Origin of the sequence: Rhizobium sp. BT-226 (assembly GCF_025847085.2) — a bacterium.
Lineage (GTDB): Bacteria > Pseudomonadota > Alphaproteobacteria > Rhizobiales > Rhizobiaceae > Rhizobium > Rhizobium sophorae.
Window position 1 is genome coordinate 481,647 of record NZ_JAOYTI010000004.1, and the last position, 17,447, is coordinate 499,093.

The following is a 17,447-nucleotide window of genomic DNA, read 5'->3' on the forward strand; positions in this document are numbered from 1 at the left end:
TCGGCCAGAGGATACAATCTGGAAAGCCGGAGACGGAATGCCGAAGGTGCTGCGCACGATCTACGACGTGGTCTATGACGCGATCTGTCACATGGTCGAGGACGACGGCTTTGCCATGGCAAGCCATGTGGCGCTGTCGAGCCTGCTTGCGGTTTTCCCCTTCCTGATCTTCGGCACGGCGCTTGCAAGCTTCCTCGGCGCCGATCAGTTCTCCTCGACCGCCATCCATCTGATCTTCGACACCTGGCCCGAGGCGATCGCCAAACCGCTCGCCGACCAGGTGCTGCAGGTGCTGACCATTCCGCGCGGCGGGCTGCTGACGATCTCGGTGCTGGCGGCCGCCTATTTCGCTTCGAACGGTGTCGAGGCGCTGCGCATTTCGCTCAATCGCGCCTATCGGGTGCAGGAAACGCGGGCCTGGTATTTCACCCGTCTCGCCAGCCTGGGCTACGTGCTGATCGCGGTCATCATCTTCACGGCGATCAGCATTTTGCTGGTCGCCCTGCCGCTGGCGCTCGATTATTCGAGGAAATGGTTTCCGCTGTTTGCCGATACGCTCGACATCGTCTTCAGCTGGCGCATCTACGGTACGCTGGTGGTTTTGACCGTCGGATTGCTGGTCATGCATCTCTGGCTGCCGGCCGGCAAGCGGAGGGTCTTCGACGTCATTCCCGGGGTGCTGCTGACGCTGCTTCTCTGGCTCGCCGGCGCGCTGATCTTTGCCTATTATCTCGCGACCTTCGCCAATTATACGGCAACTTATGCCGGTCTCGCCTCTGTCATGATCGTGCTGATCTTCCTCTACATGGTCGGCGTCATCTTCATCATCGGGGCGGAGATCAATGCAGCGCTGATCAAGTTCCGCGTCTTCCGGATGTTTTCGCACACACTTTCGATCGTCGGCAGAGAACGTGTCGAAAGGCAATCAAAGCCCGACAAGGCGGCGAATATCCGCCCCTGACATGCCCCGGGCGCGCAATTCGCCAAGCCCGGTGTCGCCTTGGCTTTTCGAAAGCTTGCGGCCATCCTCGCCGAGAATGAGACGATGATGGTGATAGACCGGCTGCGGCAGGCCGAGCAGCACCTGCAACAGCCGGTGCACCGATGTGGCGTGGAAGAGGTCCAGCCCACGCACGACATGGGTGACGCCCTGCAGCGCATCGTCGACAACCACGGAAAGATGATAGCTCGACGGCGCATCCGAGCGCGACAGGATGACGTCGCCCCAGACGTCGGGCTCGGCGGCGATCTCACCTGTCCTGCCGTCGCCGGTTTCCGTCCAGAACAGCAGTTCGCCGATCAGGTCGAGCGCCTTGCGCATATCGAGCCGCCAGGCATGTGTCTTCCCGGAGGTCAGCATGTCCCGCCATTCGTCTGCCGGACGCTCGCGATCATTTGCGGGATAATGCGGAGTGCCGTCGGGATCGCGCGGCCAGGATTCACCCGACGCCTCGTAGGCGGCGACACGGGCCTTCACCTCGCCGCGCGTCAGAAAGGCCGGATAGACCAGTCCACGCTCGATCAGTGCGTGCAACGCCGCCTGATATTCGGGAAAGTGTTCCGACTGGCGCCGCACCGGGCTTTCCCAGCTGATATCAAGCCATTCGAGATCCCTGAGGATGCCGGCCTCGAACTCGGGCGTGCAGCGCGTCTGGTCGATATCCTCGATGCGCAGCAGCAGGCGCGCTTGTTCGGCCTGCGCCATGTCGCGGTTCAGAAGGGCCGAGAGGGCATGCCCGAGATGCAACGGTCCGTTGGGGCTCGGCGCAAAACGAAAGACAGGTTTTTGACGCTCACTCGTGGTCATGCTTTCTTCTGCCATGGATTCGGCTTTTGAACCACTGCGAGGCAAAGTGCAGATCATTCGCAACGAAGACGATGTCACGCAGGGGCTCGAAGCGCTGCTTCGCCTCGATCCGCGTCTTGCGCCGATCGTTGCGGAGGCCGGGGCCATTCCGCTCAGGTTGCGCGAGCCCGGCTTTGCCGGTCTTGCCCATATCATCGTCTCGCAGATGGTGTCGCGCGCCAGCGCCGAGGCGATCTGGCGGCGCATGCTGCCGGCGGACGGTTTGCTGACGGCCGAAGGTTACGCACTGCTTCACGCCGAGGCGTGGCGCGAATTCGGTCTGTCGCGCGCCAAGGCGGAGACGCTGTCGCGGATCGCCGAAGCGGTCGCCTCCGGCCGTCTCGACCTCTCCGGGCTCTGCCTGAAGCCGCCGGGCGAGGCGCTTGGCGAACTAACCGCGCTGAAGGGGGTCGGACCGTGGACGGCACAGGTCTATCTGATGTTTTGCGGCGGCCATGCCGATGTCTTCCCGGCCGGCGATGTCGCGCTGCAGAATGCCGTCGGGGCAGCATTGGGTCTCGCTGCACGGCCGCAGGCGAAGACGCTTGCTGAGCTTTCGGCAGTCTGGTCGCCGTGGCGCTCGGTAGCGGCACGGCTTTTCTGGGCCTACTACGCCACGAGGATGCGCCGTGACATGGTGCCGATCGGCTGATCGGCAACACTCTTCAAATTGCCTTTATCCTCTGAATTTATTGGACTTCACAATCCTGTAACAACCGGCCTAATATACAGGTGCAGATGCCGAATCGATCAGGAGAGTCCCTTGACGATTGCAGTCTCCCCACAGGCCCTGCCGGCGCTCGTCCTGAACGCTGACTACCGGCCACTGAGTTATTACCCCTTGTCGTTGTGGTCCTGGCAGGACGCGATCAAGGCGGTATTTCTCGACCGTGTGAACATCATTGCAGAATATGAACATTCGGTTTCCTCGCCGAGCTTTTCGATGCGGCTTCCGAGTGTCGTGTGCCTGAAGACTTACGTTCAGCCGTCCCGCAATCCCGCATTCACCCGGTTCAACGTCTTCCTGCGCGACCGGTTCGAATGCCAGTATTGCGGCGCCCATGACGACCTGACCTTCGACCACGTCATCCCGCGCGCCCATGGCGGCGAGACGACTTGGGAGAATGTCGTGGCAGCCTGCTCGCCCTGCAATCTGCGCAAGGGCAGCAAGCTTCCGAAGCAGGCAGGCATGTTCCCGGCTCAGAAGCCCTACCAGCCGACGGTGCAGGATCTGCACAATAACGGCCGGCTGTTCCCGCCGAACTATCTGCATGAAAGCTGGCTCGACTATCTCTATTGGGATACCGAACTGCAGCCCTGATCGAACTGTCTGCAGCGCCACGCGTCCCTTCAGGGGCGCAATGGACGCTGCAGCCCTTCGAATGCTGCATAATTTTATGCGGCGGCCTTGCGAACGCCGACAAAGGCGAAGGCCGCGAGCAGGATTCCGGCAATCACGTTCCAGCCCGCAAAAGACAGGCCGAGCACGCGCAGCGCCGCATCGGTGCAGGACGGGCCCTTGATGGTGTTGAGCTCACCGAGCAGATCGCCGGCATTGGTCGTCATGCTGCTTGCCGTCGTCGAGCAGGTGGCCGGGCCCGGCCAGAAATGCCATTCGACGCCGGCATGATAGACACCCATGCCTGCTGTCACCAGCATCAACATGCCGGCCGCGAGAATGAGCGCCCGGGTGATCCAGTTCGGCAGTCCGACGAGCTCGGAGAGTGCGGCCAGGATCGCGATCGGGATGGCGTAATAATAGGGCTGCCGTTGCAACAGGCAGAGCGCACAGGGAATATAGCCGCCGATATACTGGAAACCGAGCGCCGTGCCGACCGCCGCCGCCATGCCGATGGCGAGCAATATGGAATAGACAAAGCCGGGGCGGGCGAGCGGCGAGGAAATAGTCATGGCGGAGCTCCGCGAGTTTAGTAGAGCATGAGATGCGGATTGAGATTTTAGGCCTGTTCGGCCGAAAATCATCCTCGCTAGTGAGCGAAAGAGCGGTAGCCGACATATAGCACGATCACCGTAGCGGCACCGATGCCAACGATCTGGCCGAGGCGCTTCTCGATGAAGTCACGGATCGGCTCGCCGTAGCGGCGCAGCAGCCAAGCGAGGAAGAGGAAACGCGCGCCGCGTGCAATAATCGCCGAAACAATGAAAAGGCCCAGATTGACGTGGATGACGCCAGACAGGATCGTCACGATCTTGATCGGCGGCAGATGCGCAAGACCTGATGTGACAAGCAGCAGCAGGATCCACTCGTAGGTGACGTAGGCCTTCATCTGCTCAAAGGCATCGAGCTTGCCGTAGAATTCGAGAACCGGCCGCGCCACCGTCTCATAGGCGTAAAAGCCGAGCGCCCAGCCGGCGATGCCGCCGAGTACGGATGCGACGGTCGCGACCAGCGCGTAGCGATAGGAGCGTTCCGGCCTGGCAAGCGCCATCGGCAGGAACAACACATCGGCGGGGACGAGAAAGACGGAGCTTTCGACGAAGGCGATGACGGCGAGCCAGATTTCGGCCGATTTGCGCGCGGCCAGAGACATGGTCCAGTCGTAAAGTCTGCGGAGCATTCCGTTTCCTTCCTGTTGCAGTGCAAAAGAGCTTTAGGGGCCGTGCGCGGCGCTGTAAATGCTCGCCCGTGTCCTTCCTGCCACCGCCGTCAAAAAATTTTCGTGATGACGGGTGTCAGCGCCTCTCCCAAGATTTCACGGGATTGCGAATCGGCCATTCTGCGGCAAGCTGATTGAGGGTCGACGTGCAAGGTGGCATGAGAATGTTCAAAGTGATCGAAGGCGGCCGTGGGCAGGCCGTGCAAATGGATGACTGGTCCGAAGAGCGGCGCGGACCAAGCAGAGACGATGTGCGCCTTGAGGCTGCGCGGCGGATCAGCGAGAGCGGCTATCATCTGTCCCGCATTCGGGAATTCGCGACCGGCGTGCCGATGCTGGCATCACTTAAATACCTGTCGCTGCAGATCGATTTCGCAGCAGAGACGTTGTCGCGGCTCGATCCGATCCCGGAGGATTTCCGCTCCGACGGCTATTGGCCGGCGGGCTGAGGCAATCGCGGCAGCGTAATTGCCGCTGACATGCGGTGATGTTGGCGTCAGGACAGGTCCATCGACTTTTCCCATTGCTGCCGCAGGACGTTCATTTCCGTCCGCTTCTGGGCCATTTCGCTGACGGCGGCGCGCAGATGTGGATGGTGGGACATGAACATGTTGAAGTCGCGCCGCTCGAGCACCTCGAACTGGCAAAAATCGACTGCGATGACGTCGGCGGTGCGCCGTGCGCCGGTCAGCAGCGCCATTTCCCCGAAAAAGGCGCCCGGCTCCAGACGGATCGCGCCACTGGCGAGCCGCACTTCCACCGCGCCGGACGAGATGAAATACATGCTGTCGCCGCGGTCGCCGCGGCGGATGACGCGTTCGCCGGGCGGTGCGGATTTCGCCTTGAAGAGCAGCAGCAGCTCCTCCTGCGCGTCCTCGTTGACTTGGGAGAACAGCGGGAAAGTCTCGATCAGCTGCTGCATCTTCAGTTGATGCTGGCGCTCGCGCTCTTCGCCGAGCGCCCTGATCTTTTCCAGTTCTTTGCCGAGCGCCTTCTGCCTGCTCCTGCCGTAGCTTTCCCAGAGGGAGGGCCACCTCGAATGGATAACTTTCTTCAGGCCGTCGGTTGCGAAGATCACGATTGGGTTGAGTGTGATCGACAGGATCGCGGCAGCCAGGATCAAATCCTGGCCCTCATGCGGCAAAAGCCCGAGTGAGACGCCGAGGCCGGCGAGGATGAAGGAAAACTCGCCGATCTGTGCAAGGCCGCCGGCTAATGTCAGTCCCATGCTGATCGGATATCTGAGCAGCATGACGATGAGAAAGGTGATGATGCCCTTGCCAAGGATGACGAGCGCCAGCGCGCCGATCACGGCCAGCGGCTCGCGCACCAGGATCGAGGGATCGAAGAGCATGCCGACGGAGACGAAGAACAACACGGAGAAGGCATTCTGCAACGGCAGCGAGTCGGCCGCCGCCCTGTGGCTGAGCTGGGATTCGCTCATGACGACGCCGGCGAAAAAAGCGCCGAGTGCAAAGGAGACGCCGAAGATTGCCGCCGAGCCGAAGGCGATGCCGAGTGCGATCGCCAACACCGTCAGCGTAAAGAGTTCGCGCGATCCCGTGCGGGCGATCATCGTCAGCAGCCAGGGCACGATGCGAGGGCCGAGGAAGATCGCCATGGCGGCGAAGGCCACAACCTTCAGCAGCGTCAGGCCGATCGTCATCGCCAGCGGCAGGTCGCCGAGGCCGTGGTTGGTCGCATTGGCGGCATTGCCACCCAGAAGCTCTGCGAGCGCCGGCAGCAGCACCAGCGCCAGCACCATCACCAGGTCCTCGACGATCAGCCAGCCGACGGCGACGCGTCCGCTTGCCGCGTTGACGAGATTGCGCTCCTCCAGCGCCTTCAAGAGCACGACGGTGCTTGCCACCGACAGGCTGAGGCCGAGGACGATGCCGGCGCCGAGGCTCCAACCCCAGAGTTTGCAAAGGCCGATGCCCAAGAGGGTCGCGAGGATAATACGTCCGATCGCGCCAGGCACGGCGATGCCGCGCACGGCGAGCAGGTCGGAGGCGGAAAAATGCAGGCCGACGCCGAACATCAAAAGGATGACGCCCATTTCGGCAAGCTGGCCGGCAAGGGCGGTATCGGCGACGAAGCCCGGCGTGAACGGCCCCATCAGGATGCCCGCCATCAGGTAGCCGACGAGTGGCGGCAGCCGAAGCCGGTCGGCACCATAGCCCAGGATTGCTGCAAAAACGAAACTGACAGCAACCGTCGCGATAAGTCCTACTTCCTGATGCACGTCCGCCCTCTCTTGTGATCGCGGCGGCCACTTTGGACGAAGCGCAAGCAAAATTAAACAGTTGATTTGGGGTTGGGCTACTGTTTGAAGCCTTCGTTCTCAGTCCTGGCCTAGTGCGGCGCAGACGTCGTCCACGGCACGGTCGGGCCATCACCGATGTTGGAACCAGTTGCGTCTTGTCTCGTTGCCCTTTCATCAGACAAGGAGAAACGACATGCGGAAGATCATCCTGAACTGTACTGTGGCGGCCCTTGCCGCCTGCTCGTTTGCTGCGCCTGTTCTTGCCGACAGCGTTTATGTGAGGGAGCGTTCCTATGACGACGGCTATCGCCATGAGCGGGTACAACCCGGCATCACCATCAGCGAACGTGGCGTCACTTTCGGTGCTGTGCGCGAACGTGAGCACCGCCGCTATCGCGATAATGGCTGCGAAACCAGGAGCGTCACCCGCCAGACCGACGAAGGCGAGGTCACCAGGACGGTCCGACGCTGCAATTAACGAAAAAATATGCGATAAAGAAGAAGCCCGGTTCCGACGAGCCGGGTTTTCGCCTTTTGTGGCACGAATATTTCAATGCAGTGGTGAAAGTCGTCTGTCGGTGTTATGAGCACGCCTTTGGTAACAGCGCGTTCCCAGCGCAAACACCGCCCGCACAGGATCTTTTAGTATGATTGAGCTTACGCCGTCCCAGATCGCCGCACTTAAACTCGCCAGGGATGGAGACCTTTATCCTCAGCCGGCCAATAAATGGACGCACGAGAACGCGACAGTGACTTATGCAAAAACTGACCGGTGGAAAGAGCGGCCTCAGAAAATAAAGTCGGTCACTGCCAAGACACTGGGCGAGTTGAAGGAGCCGGGTTTTCTCGAAAGGCGGCACCTGGATGACGACGCATCAAAAGATGTCTACGGCATCACGATGGCCGGTAAGATGTGGCTGCTGAAGAACAAGTAAGGTTCGCTTAGGCGCTGAGTATTTTCACAAGCCTCCCAGCCGAACGGGGTATGACGGGCTCATATCTGACTTTTCGGGGGACCGGAGATCGCCGCCAAAGCGACCTGGCCAATAAGAATTGTATCGGGTACGGGCGGTAATGCAGCGTCGTCTTTCGCTGGCGCACAGCCGCCAGCGCCGGCGCCCCATCACGCCCAAGCCTTCACAGTGCCTTTGGTTCGGAATCATGCGACTTCACGTGCCTGCTCGCAAAGCCATGCGCAGAGCTGCCGCGGCGCTTGGCGCGCGTCATTGGCGCGGATGAGCGCAAAATGCCAGGCTGGCCCGCTCAGCACGTATGGGAACGGCGCGATCAACCGGCCCTCGGTCAAAAGTGGCCGAAACAGCGACGGCGACAACAGCGCCACACCCACGCCTGCCAGCGCCGCATTGGCATCCAACTCGTGCGTGGGGTAATCGACCGCCAAAAAGCGCAAACCCTGCGGGGTCGCGCATTGAGCCTCCTTAAACCATTGCTCCCAATCAGGGTGCGGCAAAAGCTCGAAGTCAGTCAGCGCCTCCGGCGCGGCGAGCGTCTGTGTTCCAAGCAGGGAAGGCGATAGCATCGGAGTCACTTCTACGGGAGCGAGCCGATATTCTTCCAGCCCGGCCCATCCACCGCGACCCGTCCTTATGGCGACGTCGAATGCGCCCGGATCACGTATTTCCGCCGAGACGTCGACCTCGATGACGGAAGCTCCAGGCGTAGGATAGCGTGCCAGACGCGGTGCAAGCCAGTGTGACGCAAAAGTCGGCGGCGCCGTGAGCCTGAGTGGCGGCGTCGCCGCCTGAAATTCTGCGAGCGCCTCACCGATCCCGGTTAATGCCTCCCGGACCCGATTTGCCAGAACGGAGGCGGCGGCCGTCGGGACCACTCGCCGACCGCCGCGGATAAATAGCGGCTGACCGAGTTCAGCCTCCAGGGTGCGAATACGAAGGCTGATCGCCGCCGGTGCCAGAAACAAGCGTTCGGCTGCGCGCGCGAAGCTGCCGGCGGAGACACACGCCTCCAATACGCGCAGAGACTCCAATGACGGTCGCATGATCAGCTTCCCTTCACGATCAATTTATCTTGCGATGACGACAAGCAAAGCGCGTTTTGAAGGCGGAACGCTCTGGCGCAATTTGGAGGCAGCCAAGAATAGGAGATTTACCGTGTCCCTGCAATCTCAGCACCTGTTTACACTCTTCATCGCGCTTCATCCGACGCTGGAGCTTGGGCAGACGCCGGCCGGCGGCCGGCGCATTTTTCCTGTCTCGGGCGGACATTTCCAAGGGGAGCGCCTGAAAGGAGAAGTATCGCCGCTGATCGGATCGGATCTCCTGCTCGCTCGTGCCGACGGCACATTTCAGCAAGATGTCAGGCTCCTCCTCGTCGCCGACGACGGGGGCCTCGTCCTCATGACCTATCGCGGCGTAAGGCGTGCGTCACAGGCCGTCGACGAGCGTTTGGCGCGCGGCGAAACGGTCGACGCTTCGGAATATTATCTGCGCACGACACCGTATTTCGAGACCGCCGCGCCTGCGCATGGGTGGCTCAACAGCATTGTCGCGGTTGCCAAGGGCGGCAGGTGTCCGGGCGGCGTCGAATACGAAGTCTTTGAAGTTCTGTGACACGATATTGTCCTCGCCGCTCTCTCACATTGTGGGCGGGGTTTTCGCAGATCTTCCGCGCGAGACGACGCAGCCCGCTTGCGTTGCTTGAACTATCTGACAAAGAGCTTGAAGATTTTAGTGGTGCCCCATGCCGGAGTCGAACCAGCACTTCTTTCGAAACTCGATTTTGAGTCGAGCGCGTCTACCAATTCCGCCAATGGGGCAACGGATATGAACGGGCGGCTGTCTAACATGCGAGCGCCTGGACGCGCAAGACGGGCAAGCGAAGTTATCGGACTGATCCGGTAGAGAGATCCGGCCTCGCTCGAGGCCGGATCTTGTCCGATATCAATGGGCGGCGGCCGGTGCCGGGCTGCTCAGGCCGGACTTCTTCAGCGTAATCGCCAGGATCGAGGCCAAGAGGCAGAAGGCGCCGGCGACGAAGAATGCGGGTAGGTAGCTCGAAAGCTCCGTGCGCGAGAGGCCGGCGCCATAGGCGGCGGTGGCGGCTCCCAGCTGATGGCCGGCAAAGACCCAGCCGAAGACGAGGCCGACCTTTTCAGGGCCGAAGCGGTCGGCGGCGATCTTGACGGTCGGCGGCACGGTGGCGATCCAGTCGAGACCGTAGAAGATGGCGAAGATGGAGAGGCCGTAAAAGCTGAAATCGCTGAAGGGCAGGTAGAGCAGCGACAGGCCGCGCAGGCCGTAATACCAGAATAGCAGCCAGCGATTATCGAAGCGATCGGACAGCCAGCCGGAGCCGATGGTGCCGAAGAAATCGAAGATGCCCATGACGGCCAGCACGCTTGCCGCGGCCACCGGCACGATGCCGAAATCGCCACAGAGGGTGACGAAATGGGTCTGGATCAGGCCGTTGGTGCTGAGACCGCAGATGAAGAACGTGGCAAAGAGGATCCAGAAGGTCGAGGTCTTCGAAATTTCCCCAAGGACGGTGATCGGCGTCATCAGCGCGACGCCAAGCGAGGTGCTTGCCGGCGGCGGCGTCACCTGCGTCTCACCGAGGGCGGGCAGGTTGAGGTCGGCCGGGCGGTCGCGCATAAAGGCCAGCACGGCAAGGGCTGCGACCATGATCATGGCGCAGACGAAAAACACCGTTGAGCGCCAGCCGTAACGTTCCGTCAGCTCGGCCATCAGCGGCAGGAAAACGAGCTGGCCGGTGGCCGAGCTTGCCGAGAGCATGCCGACGACGAGGCCGCGGTGCTTGGTAAACCAGCGGGAAGAGACCGTCGCGGCGAGCACCATCGCCGTCAGGCCCGTGCCGAAGCCGACGACGATGCCCCAGAGCAGCAGCAGCTGCCAAAGCGTCGTCATAAACAGCGAACCGATGAAGCCGGCGCCGATCAGCGCCAGCGCGAAGACGATGACCTTGCGCACGCCGAAATAATTCATGAAGGCGGCGGCGAACGGACCCATGAAGCCGAACAGGATCAGGCGGATCGCCAGCGCCGAGGAAATCTGCGAGGTCTCCCAGCCGAACTCATCCTGCAGCGGCTTGATGAGCACGCCGGGTGCGCCCATAGCGCCAGCGGTGACCAGCATGGTGAGGAAGGTCGCGGCAACGACGACCCAGCCGTAGTGGATGTTGCGCCGGGCAAGGGTGGAGGCGAGGACGGTGGAAACCATGGGCAAGATTCCGTTTGAATTCAGCTTCGAGAAGATACTGGACCGATTTACATGATGGCCATCATATTTCTTGCGTATTGATGATGGACGTCATATATTTTGTCAAGCGACTATTTCTGGAGACGACAATGCGGGTCAGCCGCGAAAAATTTGCCGAAAACCGCGAAAAGATCCTGAGCGTTGCCGGCGTGCTTTTCCGCGAAAACGGGTTCGACGGGGTCGGCGTCGCCGATATCATGAAGGCGGCGGGGCTGACGCATGGCGGCTTTTACGGTCATTTCGGTTCGAAGGACGATTTGGCGCTTGAGGTCAGCCGCAAGCTGATCGACAAGGTCGAAACGCGCTGGAAGGAACATATCGCCGAATCGCCGGACCGGCCGCTGGCAGCGCTTCTCGATCATTATATCCACTGGCGCACCGTTGACGATCCGGGCGGCAGCTGTGTCTTTGCGACGCTGATCCAGGAAGTCAGCCGCAGCCGCGGCGCAGTCCGCGCGGTCTTCAGCGATGGGCTGTCCGTGCTGGTCGACACGCTTGCCGATATCGTTCCCGGCGAAACGGAAGAGGAGCGCCGCGCCAATGCGACGACGACACTCTCATCGATGATGGGTGCTGTCATTCTTGCCCGCGCGGTCGAGGACAGGGCGCTTGCCGAGCAGTTTCTGGTGACGATGCGCCGGCAGCTCGATCCTGAAAGCCAGAAATAATCTCAATCGAGGATGGCGCTAGTTTCGATCTCCCTCTCCAAGTGGAGAGGGATCTATCTTGCATGTGCCTGAGGACCGAGAAGCCAGCGGCTACTTGAAGCCGGCGATGGCGTGCGGGATGTAGGGTGCCTCCAGGGCCGCGATTTCCTCGGCGGTAAGCTTGACCGAGAGCGAGGCAACGGCGTCCGTCAGGTGGTTCGGTTTGGACGCGCCGATGATCGGGGCGGTCACCGCACTCTTCTGCAGGATCCAGGCGGTTGCGACCTGGGCGCGGGAGATGTTGCGGGCCTTGGCGATTTCGGCGACGGCCCCGACGATCTTGCGGTCGGCATCGATGGACTGGGTGTAGAGCGTCTTGCCGAATTCGTCGGTTTCGCTGCGTGCCGTCGTCTCGTCCCAGTCACGGGTCAGGCGGCCGCGGGCAAGCGGGCTCCACGGAATGACGGCGATTTTCTGATCCTCGCAGAGCGGCAGCATTTCACGCTCTTCCTCACGGTAGAGCAGGTTCAGGTGATCCTGCATGCTGACGAATTCGGTCCAGCCGTTCAGCCGGGAGACGTAGAGCGCCTTGGCGAATTGCCAGGCATACATGGAGGAGGCGCCGATATAACGCGCCTTGCCCGATTTGACGATGTCGTGCAACGCCTCCAGTGTTTCCTCGATCGGCGTCGTATAGTCGAAGCGGTGGATCTGGTAGAGATCCACGTAGTCGGTGCCAAGGCGACGCAGGCTGTTGTCGATCTCGTCGAAGATCGCCTTGCGCGACAGGCCGGCGCCGTTCGGGCCCGGCCGCATGCGGTTGAACACCTTGGTCGCCAGCACGATGTCCTCGCGTTTGGCGAAGTCTTTTATGGCACGGCCGACGATCTCCTCTGAGGAACCGTTGGAATAGGTGTTGGCGGTGTCGAGGAAATTGATGCCGAGGTCGATCGCCTGCTTGATCATCGTCCGGCTTTCTTCTTCCCTGAGGCTCCAGGCATGATTGCCGCGCCCGGGATCGCCGAAGGTCATGCAGCCTAAGCAGATCTTCGACACCTCGAGACCGGTCTTGCCAAATTTTGCGTATTCCATGAAACGACTCCGTGATGAATTGGATGACCCCCAGGCGGTGTCCATGATTTAGCGCGAGACAGCCAAAATCGCAGGGTGGCAAATGAAGAATTCTATGCTGCATGCGCACAATGATCCGTGATCGAGACTTCTGAGGCCGCGCTCATCGCTGTCGATTCGGGCTGCAGCTTGCACATCCGCGCCGCAAGATGTTAGCTGATGCAGCATTTTATCGGAATCCGACCATGCAACTGCCGTCCCACGATCGCTACGACGATCTTTATCGCGATTTCTCCTGGCGGATTCCGGAGGATTTTAATATCGGCCGCGCCGTCAGCGACGACTGGGCCGCGAGAGATCCCGAGCGCGTCTGCCTTGAGCATTTCAGCCCCGACGGCGATCACCGCGCAATGACCTATCGCGCGCTCGCCGACCGTTCGTCGGCATTTGCAAATGCGCTCGTTTCACTTGATATCAAACGCGGCGATCGCGTCGCGCTGCTATTGCCGCAATCCTGCGAAACGGTGATCGCACATGTGGCGATCTACAAGATCGGCGCTGTCGCGCTGCCGCTGGCGCTGCTCTTCGGCGTCGAGGCGCTGGAATACCGGCTGAAGGCGGCAGGTGCCGCGGCCGTCGTCACCAATGGCTTCGGTCTCGAACGCATCCGGCAGATCCGCGATCGCTTGCCGATGCTGAAACATGTCATCAGCATCGACGGGACGAGGGCCGATGCGACTGCTTTCGCCGAACTGGTGGATGGCCATCCCTCTGTCTTCGACATCGCCAAAACCGGTCCGGACGACCCGGCGCTGATGATCTTCACGTCGGGAACGACGGGGCCACCCAAAGGCGCGTTGCATGGCCACCGCGTCCTGCCCGGCCATATTCCCGGCATGCAGTTCGCCCATGAGGGTTTTCCGCGGCCGGGCGATAAGGTCTGGACGCCGTCCGACTGGGCCTGGGCCGGCGGTCTGCTCAATGCATTGCTGCCGAGCCTTCTGCTCGGCATTCCCGTGGTCTCGTCGCCGGCGCAGAAATTCGATGCCGGGATGGCCTATCGCATCATGGCCCAAATGAAGGTGCGCAATGCCTTCATTCCACCGACGGCGCTAAGGCTGATGAGATCGGTTGCCGATCCGCGCTCGAACTATGATCTGGTGCTGCGCACCATCGGCTCGGCCGGGGAGGCGCTCGGGCGCGAGACCTATGAGTGGGCGCGGCATGCGCTCGGCATCACCGTCAACGAATTCTACGGCCAGACGGAGTGCAATTTCGTGCTCGCTTCGAGTGCGGCCTATGGCGTCACCAAAGCGGGCGCCATAGGCCGGGCGGTGCCCGGACATCGTGTCGCGATCGTTAGCGAGGCGGGTGACGAATTGCCCGTCGGCGAACCGGGCCAGATCGCCATCGCCAGTCCCGATCCTGTCATGTTTCTCGGCTACTGGGACGACGCGGCGGCGACGGAACGAAAATTCGCCAAAGGCTGGCTGCTCACCGGCGATATCGGCCGGCAGGACGCCGAGGGCTATGTGACCTTCGAAGGCCGCGACGACGACGTGATCACCTCGTCGGGATATCGCATCGGGCCGGCCGAGATCGAGGACTGCCTGATCGGCCATCCCGCCGTGCAGCTCGCCGCCGCCGTCGGCAAGCCCGATGCCGTGCGCACCGAGATCGTCAAGGCCTATATCGTGCTTTCACCAGGCCATCATCCAAGCGAGGCGCTGGCCGCCGACATCAGGGAATGGGTGAAGACGCGGCTTTCGATGCACGAATATCCGCGCGAAGTGGAATTCATCGATGCCTTGCCGCTGACGACCACCGGAAAGGTGATCCGCCGGCTGCTGCGCGAAAGAGCGGCGGCTGAAGGTTAGCCTCGACCGGCAAGCGACATGATCTTTTCCCGCAGCATCTTCGCCATATTGCGGGTGCTGCGATACATGTGAAGTTGGGCGGTGGCCTGGCGCATGTCGCGGTCGCTGTTCTGCGTCAGGCCGATCACCAGCGTTCCCATCTCCTCGCGCTCCTGCCAGAAACGGCTCATGATCGGATGATCCGAGACGGCGCAGGAATCGGAGCGGACGATGTTGGCGTCGTCGAGATGCCATTCGGTGAGTTCGCTCATCAGCAGCTTGCCCGGCGAATAGCGGGCATAGTTCTCGTCATAGGCGGTCTTCCAAGTATAGGCCTCGCCGCCCATCATCAGCACGACGATGGCGGCAATCGCCTTGCCGTTGAGATCGATCGTGTGAATACGCACGGCATCGACGGCGGCAAGGTTCGACACCGCCTCGCGGGCGAAGGCCGTATGATAGCGATCGGTGACGAGAGCGCTTCGCCGCTTGCCCTTCCAGCCGCCCGCTTCCATCGCCAGGAATTCTTCGAAGCGGGTATGGATTTCGCGCGGCTGGCGGGCGACGGCATAGACCGCGGTTCCCTGTTCCTCCAGCAGGCGCCACTGGCGGCGCATCTCGCGCATATGCGCGGAGGAGATGGTTTTGCCGAGATAGACCGGCGCCTCTTCCTCGCTCTGCAGCATCGGGCGCAGGTAGGGATTGGTAACGGTGACGGGAAGATTGCGGCTGAGCGCCACGGCCTTGATCATGCGCACGAAGATACCGTTCAGCCTGAGATCCGGCAGTACCAATATGCCGGGCAGATTAAGATCACGCGCGGTCAGCCCCTCGAAAAGGTTGTCGAGGGTTTCGGCGGCATCCTCGCCATCGACGAGCGGCGTGCCGAGCGGACCGAAACTGTTCGACCAGCCGCGGATGATCGATGGGCCGACGGCAAAGCCCGGCTTGTCGACCGAAAACGGCAAGAGGAAGCGCATGCGGCTGCGGCCGGCATTGTGGTCGCGGATCAGGGCGAAGTTCACCTGCCGGTCTTCGAGCCGCGGCATGGCGGGGGCGAGGAAGCGGCCGGAGAAAAAGACATTCGGTTCCATCGCCCGGTTGGACAGGAAATCGAGCTCATCCTGAAGCTCATAGCCGAGCTTGCCGGGATAGAGGCAGAGCTCGCGCCCCGGCCGGCCGATCTCGGCGCGAGCCTCGGCCTGCGGCGCTTCGAAATGCAGCGCTGCGAGATCATGCACCATGCGGTTTGCGGCGCTGTCGGTGCTTTCGGTAACGGGGGGAACACGCACCATCTATCGAACTCTCATTTCTGGCGTTGCGGCGGAGGGGCTGGCGAAGGCGAAAAGAACGATGTCGAGGGTGCGGCGCACGGCGACATGCAGCAGGATTGCCTCGACGGCCATGGCCGAAGCCGTGGCGATCGCCGTGCCTTCGATGCCGTAATGCGGGATTAAAGCGAGGTTGAGGCCGACATTGGCCGTCAATGCGCCGGCATAGAGCGCGACGCAGAGGTTCTGCTTGCCTGCCATCATCAACAGCGTTTCGGCTGGGCCGACCAGCGATTTCGCGAGGATGCCGGCGAGCAGGATCGCCATGACCAGATAACCTGATGTGAAGGCGCCGCCGAAGAGCGACAGCAGCAGATGACCGGCCGCAAGCACGACAAGGCCGACCCCGAGCGCCGGCCAGAAGGTCCAGCGAGCGGCGTCGATGGCAGCGGCTGCCAGTTGGGCGTGGTCCCCTTCTGCAATGATCGAGGAAAAGCGCGGGCCGGAGGCTGCCTTGACCGAGAAATTGATGAAATGCACCAGCGCCATCGTCTTGGCGGCGGCGAAATAGATGGCGACATCGTGCGGCTCGAGGAAGATGCCGACGACGACGACGTCGGAATTGGTGAGCAGGAAGCTCACGCCCTCGATCAGGAAAATCGGGAAGGCGACGCTGAACCAGGCGAGGAAATCGACCTTGCGCGGGCCGTCGTCATAATGCCGGCGAAGGCGGTAGAGCGTTGCGGCATACTGGCCAAGCGCGGTGACAAAGGTGGCGGCGAGCGCTGCCTGCATCGCGGTGACGGCCGTATGCTCGGCACCGACGGCAATCGCGATCAGCATGAAGAGGATGATAAGGATCGGGCGGACGATATAGACGGGGCTCAGCGCCATCACCGGCCAATGGTTTGCCCGTGACGTGCCTTCGAGAATGTCGCCGAGCGCGATCATCGGCATGGCGAGCAGGCCGATGAAGATCGGGACGAGATAATAGACCTGGATCATGTCGCCGAAGAAATGCAGCCCGAGCATGCCGACGGCGAGCACCGCCGTGCCGGACAGCAGCGCAAAGATGCGAGCCGTGCCGGTCAGGCCGCGGATTTCCTCGAAAGCGCCCGCTGCCCTGTATTGCGGCAGGAAGCGGACGATCGCGGTGTGGAAACCGAGACATGAGAGATCGCCGAAGACGACGACCAGCACCCAGACGAAAACGAAGATGCCATATTCATATTCGCCCATTAGCCGGGCGAGCACGATCTGGGAGACGAAGGCAAGTGCCGCGCTGAGGATACGAATCGAAAAGGCCGTCAGCGCCATGCGCTGGGCGGCCGCCCTCTCACCGCGTTCGGTCAGCACGGCAGCAAGCATGCGCAGCGTGCGGCCGCCGATCGGGCGCAGGCCCGCGGGCAGCATCTTCTCCGCTGTTTCTATGACCGCCATGATGAACACGCAAAACTCTGAGGTCAGGCAAATCGCCCCTGAAGTCTTGACAGAACAGGGTTAAGAAACGGTTCCGGATCGGGTCTGCCGCCCAAGGCTGAAATTCCGGCTTTCCGGCATTGCCGCAGAAAAGAAAATGCCGCCCGGAGGCGGCATTTTCGCGGATCTTTGCGGGCTTG

18 protein-coding genes and 1 tRNA gene are annotated in these 17,447 nt (G+C 61.6%); 9 read left to right on the top strand and 10 right to left on the bottom strand.

The genetic code is table 11. The features are described from left to right. Nucleotides 1-37: 37 nt before the first annotated feature. Nucleotides 38-961, top strand: coding sequence for a YihY/virulence factor BrkB family protein (locus OIU37_RS26865; RefSeq protein ID WP_264259204.1), 924 nt, complete (start codon nt 38-40; stop codon nt 959-961). Here the strand turns inward: OIU37_RS26865 and gluQRS are convergent. Continuing rightward, nucleotides 926-1,807 (bottom strand): tRNA glutamyl-Q(34) synthetase GluQRS, encoded by an 882-nt coding sequence (gene gluQRS / locus OIU37_RS26870; protein WP_240605474.1) that lies wholly within the window; start codon nt 1,805-1,807, stop codon nt 926-928. The genes OIU37_RS26865 and gluQRS overlap by 36 nt on opposite strands. Between gluQRS and OIU37_RS26875 the strand changes: the two genes are divergently transcribed. Further along, on the top strand, nt 1,806-2,498 hold the full coding sequence (locus tag OIU37_RS26875; protein WP_171604734.1) for a DNA-3-methyladenine glycosylase: 693 nt from the start codon (nt 1,806-1,808) through the stop codon (nt 2,496-2,498). The genes gluQRS and OIU37_RS26875 overlap by 2 nt on opposite strands. A gap of 111 nt (nt 2,499-2,609) precedes the next feature. Continuing rightward, entirely contained in the window at nt 2,610-3,167 is a 558-nt protein-coding gene (locus OIU37_RS26880; RefSeq protein WP_003543279.1) for an HNH endonuclease, read from the top strand. Nucleotides 3,168-3,241: 74 nt separating this feature from the next. Here OIU37_RS26880 and OIU37_RS26885 read toward each other — a convergent pair whose 3' ends face one another. Next, nucleotides 3,242-3,757: a disulfide bond formation protein B gene (locus tag OIU37_RS26885; RefSeq protein WP_264259205.1), complete on the bottom strand. Its 516-nt coding sequence runs from the start codon at nt 3,755-3,757 to the stop codon at nt 3,242-3,244. Nucleotides 3,758-3,834: 77 nt separating this feature from the next. Continuing rightward, the gene (locus tag OIU37_RS26890; RefSeq protein WP_017962276.1) at nt 3,835-4,425 is read right to left on the bottom strand and encodes a YqaA family protein; all 591 of its coding nucleotides are present in this window, start codon (nt 4,423-4,425) and stop codon (nt 3,835-3,837) included. Between the two features lie 197 nt (nt 4,426-4,622). Here OIU37_RS26890 and OIU37_RS26895 point away from each other — a divergent pair, with 197 nt between their 5' ends. After that, nucleotides 4,623-4,913, top strand: a complete 291-nt coding sequence (locus tag OIU37_RS26895) for a hypothetical protein (protein WP_182211668.1) — start codon at nt 4,623-4,625, stop codon at nt 4,911-4,913. Nucleotides 4,914-4,960: 47 nt separating this feature from the next. Here the strand turns inward: OIU37_RS26895 and OIU37_RS26900 are convergent, their stop codons facing one another. Beyond that, nucleotides 4,961-6,709 (bottom strand): cation:proton antiporter, encoded by a 1,749-nt coding sequence (locus OIU37_RS26900; protein ID WP_264259206.1) that lies wholly within the window; start codon nt 6,707-6,709, stop codon nt 4,961-4,963. A 214-nt stretch (nt 6,710-6,923) separates the two neighbouring features. Between OIU37_RS26900 and OIU37_RS26905 the strand changes: the two genes are divergently transcribed. Next, nucleotides 6,924-7,208: a hypothetical protein gene (locus OIU37_RS26905; RefSeq protein ID WP_171604704.1), complete on the top strand. Its 285-nt coding sequence runs from the start codon at nt 6,924-6,926 to the stop codon at nt 7,206-7,208. A gap of 169 nt (nt 7,209-7,377) precedes the next feature. After that, nucleotides 7,378-7,665 (top strand): hypothetical protein, encoded by a 288-nt coding sequence (locus OIU37_RS26910; protein ID WP_003543268.1) that lies wholly within the window; start codon nt 7,378-7,380, stop codon nt 7,663-7,665. 224 nt (nt 7,666-7,889) lie between these two features. On the opposite strand, the gene OIU37_RS26915 is transcribed toward OIU37_RS26910, so the two are convergent. Then, complete coding sequence (locus OIU37_RS26915; protein ID WP_264259207.1) at nt 7,890-8,747, bottom strand: LysR family transcriptional regulator; 858 nt, start codon at nt 8,745-8,747, stop codon at nt 7,890-7,892. Nucleotides 8,748-8,859: 112 nt separating this feature from the next. On the opposite strand from OIU37_RS26915, the gene OIU37_RS26920 reads away from it, so the two are divergent. Continuing rightward, a complete protein-coding gene (locus OIU37_RS26920) occupies nt 8,860-9,318 on the top strand; it encodes a DUF3237 domain-containing protein (protein ID WP_171604735.1) in 459 nt (152 codons plus the stop codon). 121 nt (nt 9,319-9,439) lie between these two features. Here the strand turns inward: OIU37_RS26920 and OIU37_RS26925 are convergent. Continuing rightward, nucleotides 9,440-9,524, bottom strand: a tRNA-Leu gene (locus OIU37_RS26925). Nucleotides 9,525-9,648: 124 nt separating this feature from the next. After that, a complete protein-coding gene (locus OIU37_RS26930; RefSeq protein ID WP_171604706.1) occupies nt 9,649-10,944 on the bottom strand; it encodes an MFS transporter in 1,296 nt (431 codons plus the stop codon). A gap of 128 nt (nt 10,945-11,072) precedes the next feature. Between OIU37_RS26930 and OIU37_RS26935 the strand changes: the two genes are divergently transcribed. Further along, nucleotides 11,073-11,651, top strand: a complete 579-nt coding sequence (locus OIU37_RS26935; RefSeq protein WP_171604707.1) for a TetR/AcrR family transcriptional regulator — start codon at nt 11,073-11,075, stop codon at nt 11,649-11,651. Nucleotides 11,652-11,741: 90 nt separating this feature from the next. On the opposite strand, the gene OIU37_RS26940 is transcribed toward OIU37_RS26935, so the two are convergent. Beyond that, complete coding sequence (locus tag OIU37_RS26940) at nt 11,742-12,722, bottom strand: aldo/keto reductase (protein ID WP_168293511.1); 981 nt, start codon at nt 12,720-12,722, stop codon at nt 11,742-11,744. A gap of 224 nt (nt 12,723-12,946) precedes the next feature. Between OIU37_RS26940 and OIU37_RS26945 the strand changes: the two genes are divergently transcribed. Next, nucleotides 12,947-14,578: an AMP-binding protein gene (locus tag OIU37_RS26945; RefSeq protein ID WP_264259208.1), complete on the top strand. Its 1,632-nt coding sequence runs from the start codon at nt 12,947-12,949 to the stop codon at nt 14,576-14,578. Here OIU37_RS26945 and OIU37_RS26950 read toward each other — a convergent pair. Together OIU37_RS26950 and OIU37_RS26955 are read right to left on the bottom strand one after the other, a co-directional pair. Beyond that, nucleotides 14,575-15,852, bottom strand: coding sequence for a GNAT family N-acetyltransferase (locus OIU37_RS26950; protein ID WP_171604709.1), 1,278 nt, complete (start codon nt 15,850-15,852; stop codon nt 14,575-14,577). The genes OIU37_RS26945 and OIU37_RS26950 overlap by 4 nt on opposite strands. Further along, nucleotides 15,853-17,268, bottom strand: coding sequence for a lipopolysaccharide biosynthesis protein (locus OIU37_RS26955; protein WP_264259209.1), 1,416 nt, complete (start codon nt 17,266-17,268; stop codon nt 15,853-15,855). Between the last annotated feature and the right edge of the window lie 179 nt (nt 17,269-17,447).

Bases quoted from the DNA above. Each gene is read 5' to 3' on its own strand.
- OIU37_RS26915 (WP_264259207.1), bottom strand. From the start codon at position 8,747: ATGCGACCGTCATTGGAGTCTCTGCGCGTATTGGAGGCGTGTGTCTCC.
- gluQRS (WP_240605474.1), bottom strand. From the start codon at position 1,807: ATGACCACGAGTGAGCGTCAAAAACCTGTCTTTCGTTTTGCGCCGAGC.
- OIU37_RS26930 (WP_171604706.1), bottom strand. From the start codon at position 10,944: ATGGTTTCCACCGTCCTCGCCTCCACCCTTGCCCGGCGCAACATCCAC.
- OIU37_RS26935 (WP_171604707.1), top strand. From the start codon at position 11,073: ATGCGGGTCAGCCGCGAAAAATTTGCCGAAAACCGCGAAAAGATCCTG.
- OIU37_RS26875 (WP_171604734.1), top strand. From the start codon at position 1,806: ATGCTTTCTTCTGCCATGGATTCGGCTTTTGAACCACTGCGAGGCAAA.
- OIU37_RS26890 (WP_017962276.1), bottom strand. From the start codon at position 4,425: ATGCTCCGCAGACTTTACGACTGGACCATGTCTCTGGCCGCGCGCAAA.
- OIU37_RS26945 (WP_264259208.1), top strand. From the start codon at position 12,947: ATGCAACTGCCGTCCCACGATCGCTACGACGATCTTTATCGCGATTTC.
- OIU37_RS26950 (WP_171604709.1), bottom strand. From the start codon at position 15,852: ATGGTGCGTGTTCCCCCCGTTACCGAAAGCACCGACAGCGCCGCAAAC.
- OIU37_RS26905 (WP_171604704.1), top strand. From the start codon at position 6,924: ATGCGGAAGATCATCCTGAACTGTACTGTGGCGGCCCTTGCCGCCTGC.
- OIU37_RS26895 (WP_182211668.1), top strand. From the start codon at position 4,623: ATGAGAATGTTCAAAGTGATCGAAGGCGGCCGTGGGCAGGCCGTGCAA.
- OIU37_RS26955 (WP_264259209.1), bottom strand. From the start codon at position 17,268: ATGGCGGTCATAGAAACAGCGGAGAAGATGCTGCCCGCGGGCCTGCGC.
- OIU37_RS26940 (WP_168293511.1), bottom strand. From the start codon at position 12,722: ATGGAATACGCAAAATTTGGCAAGACCGGTCTCGAGGTGTCGAAGATC.
- OIU37_RS26910 (WP_003543268.1), top strand. From the start codon at position 7,378: ATGATTGAGCTTACGCCGTCCCAGATCGCCGCACTTAAACTCGCCAGG.
- OIU37_RS26885 (WP_264259205.1), bottom strand. From the start codon at position 3,757: ATGACTATTTCCTCGCCGCTCGCCCGCCCCGGCTTTGTCTATTCCATA.
- OIU37_RS26865 (WP_264259204.1), top strand. From the start codon at position 38: ATGCCGAAGGTGCTGCGCACGATCTACGACGTGGTCTATGACGCGATC.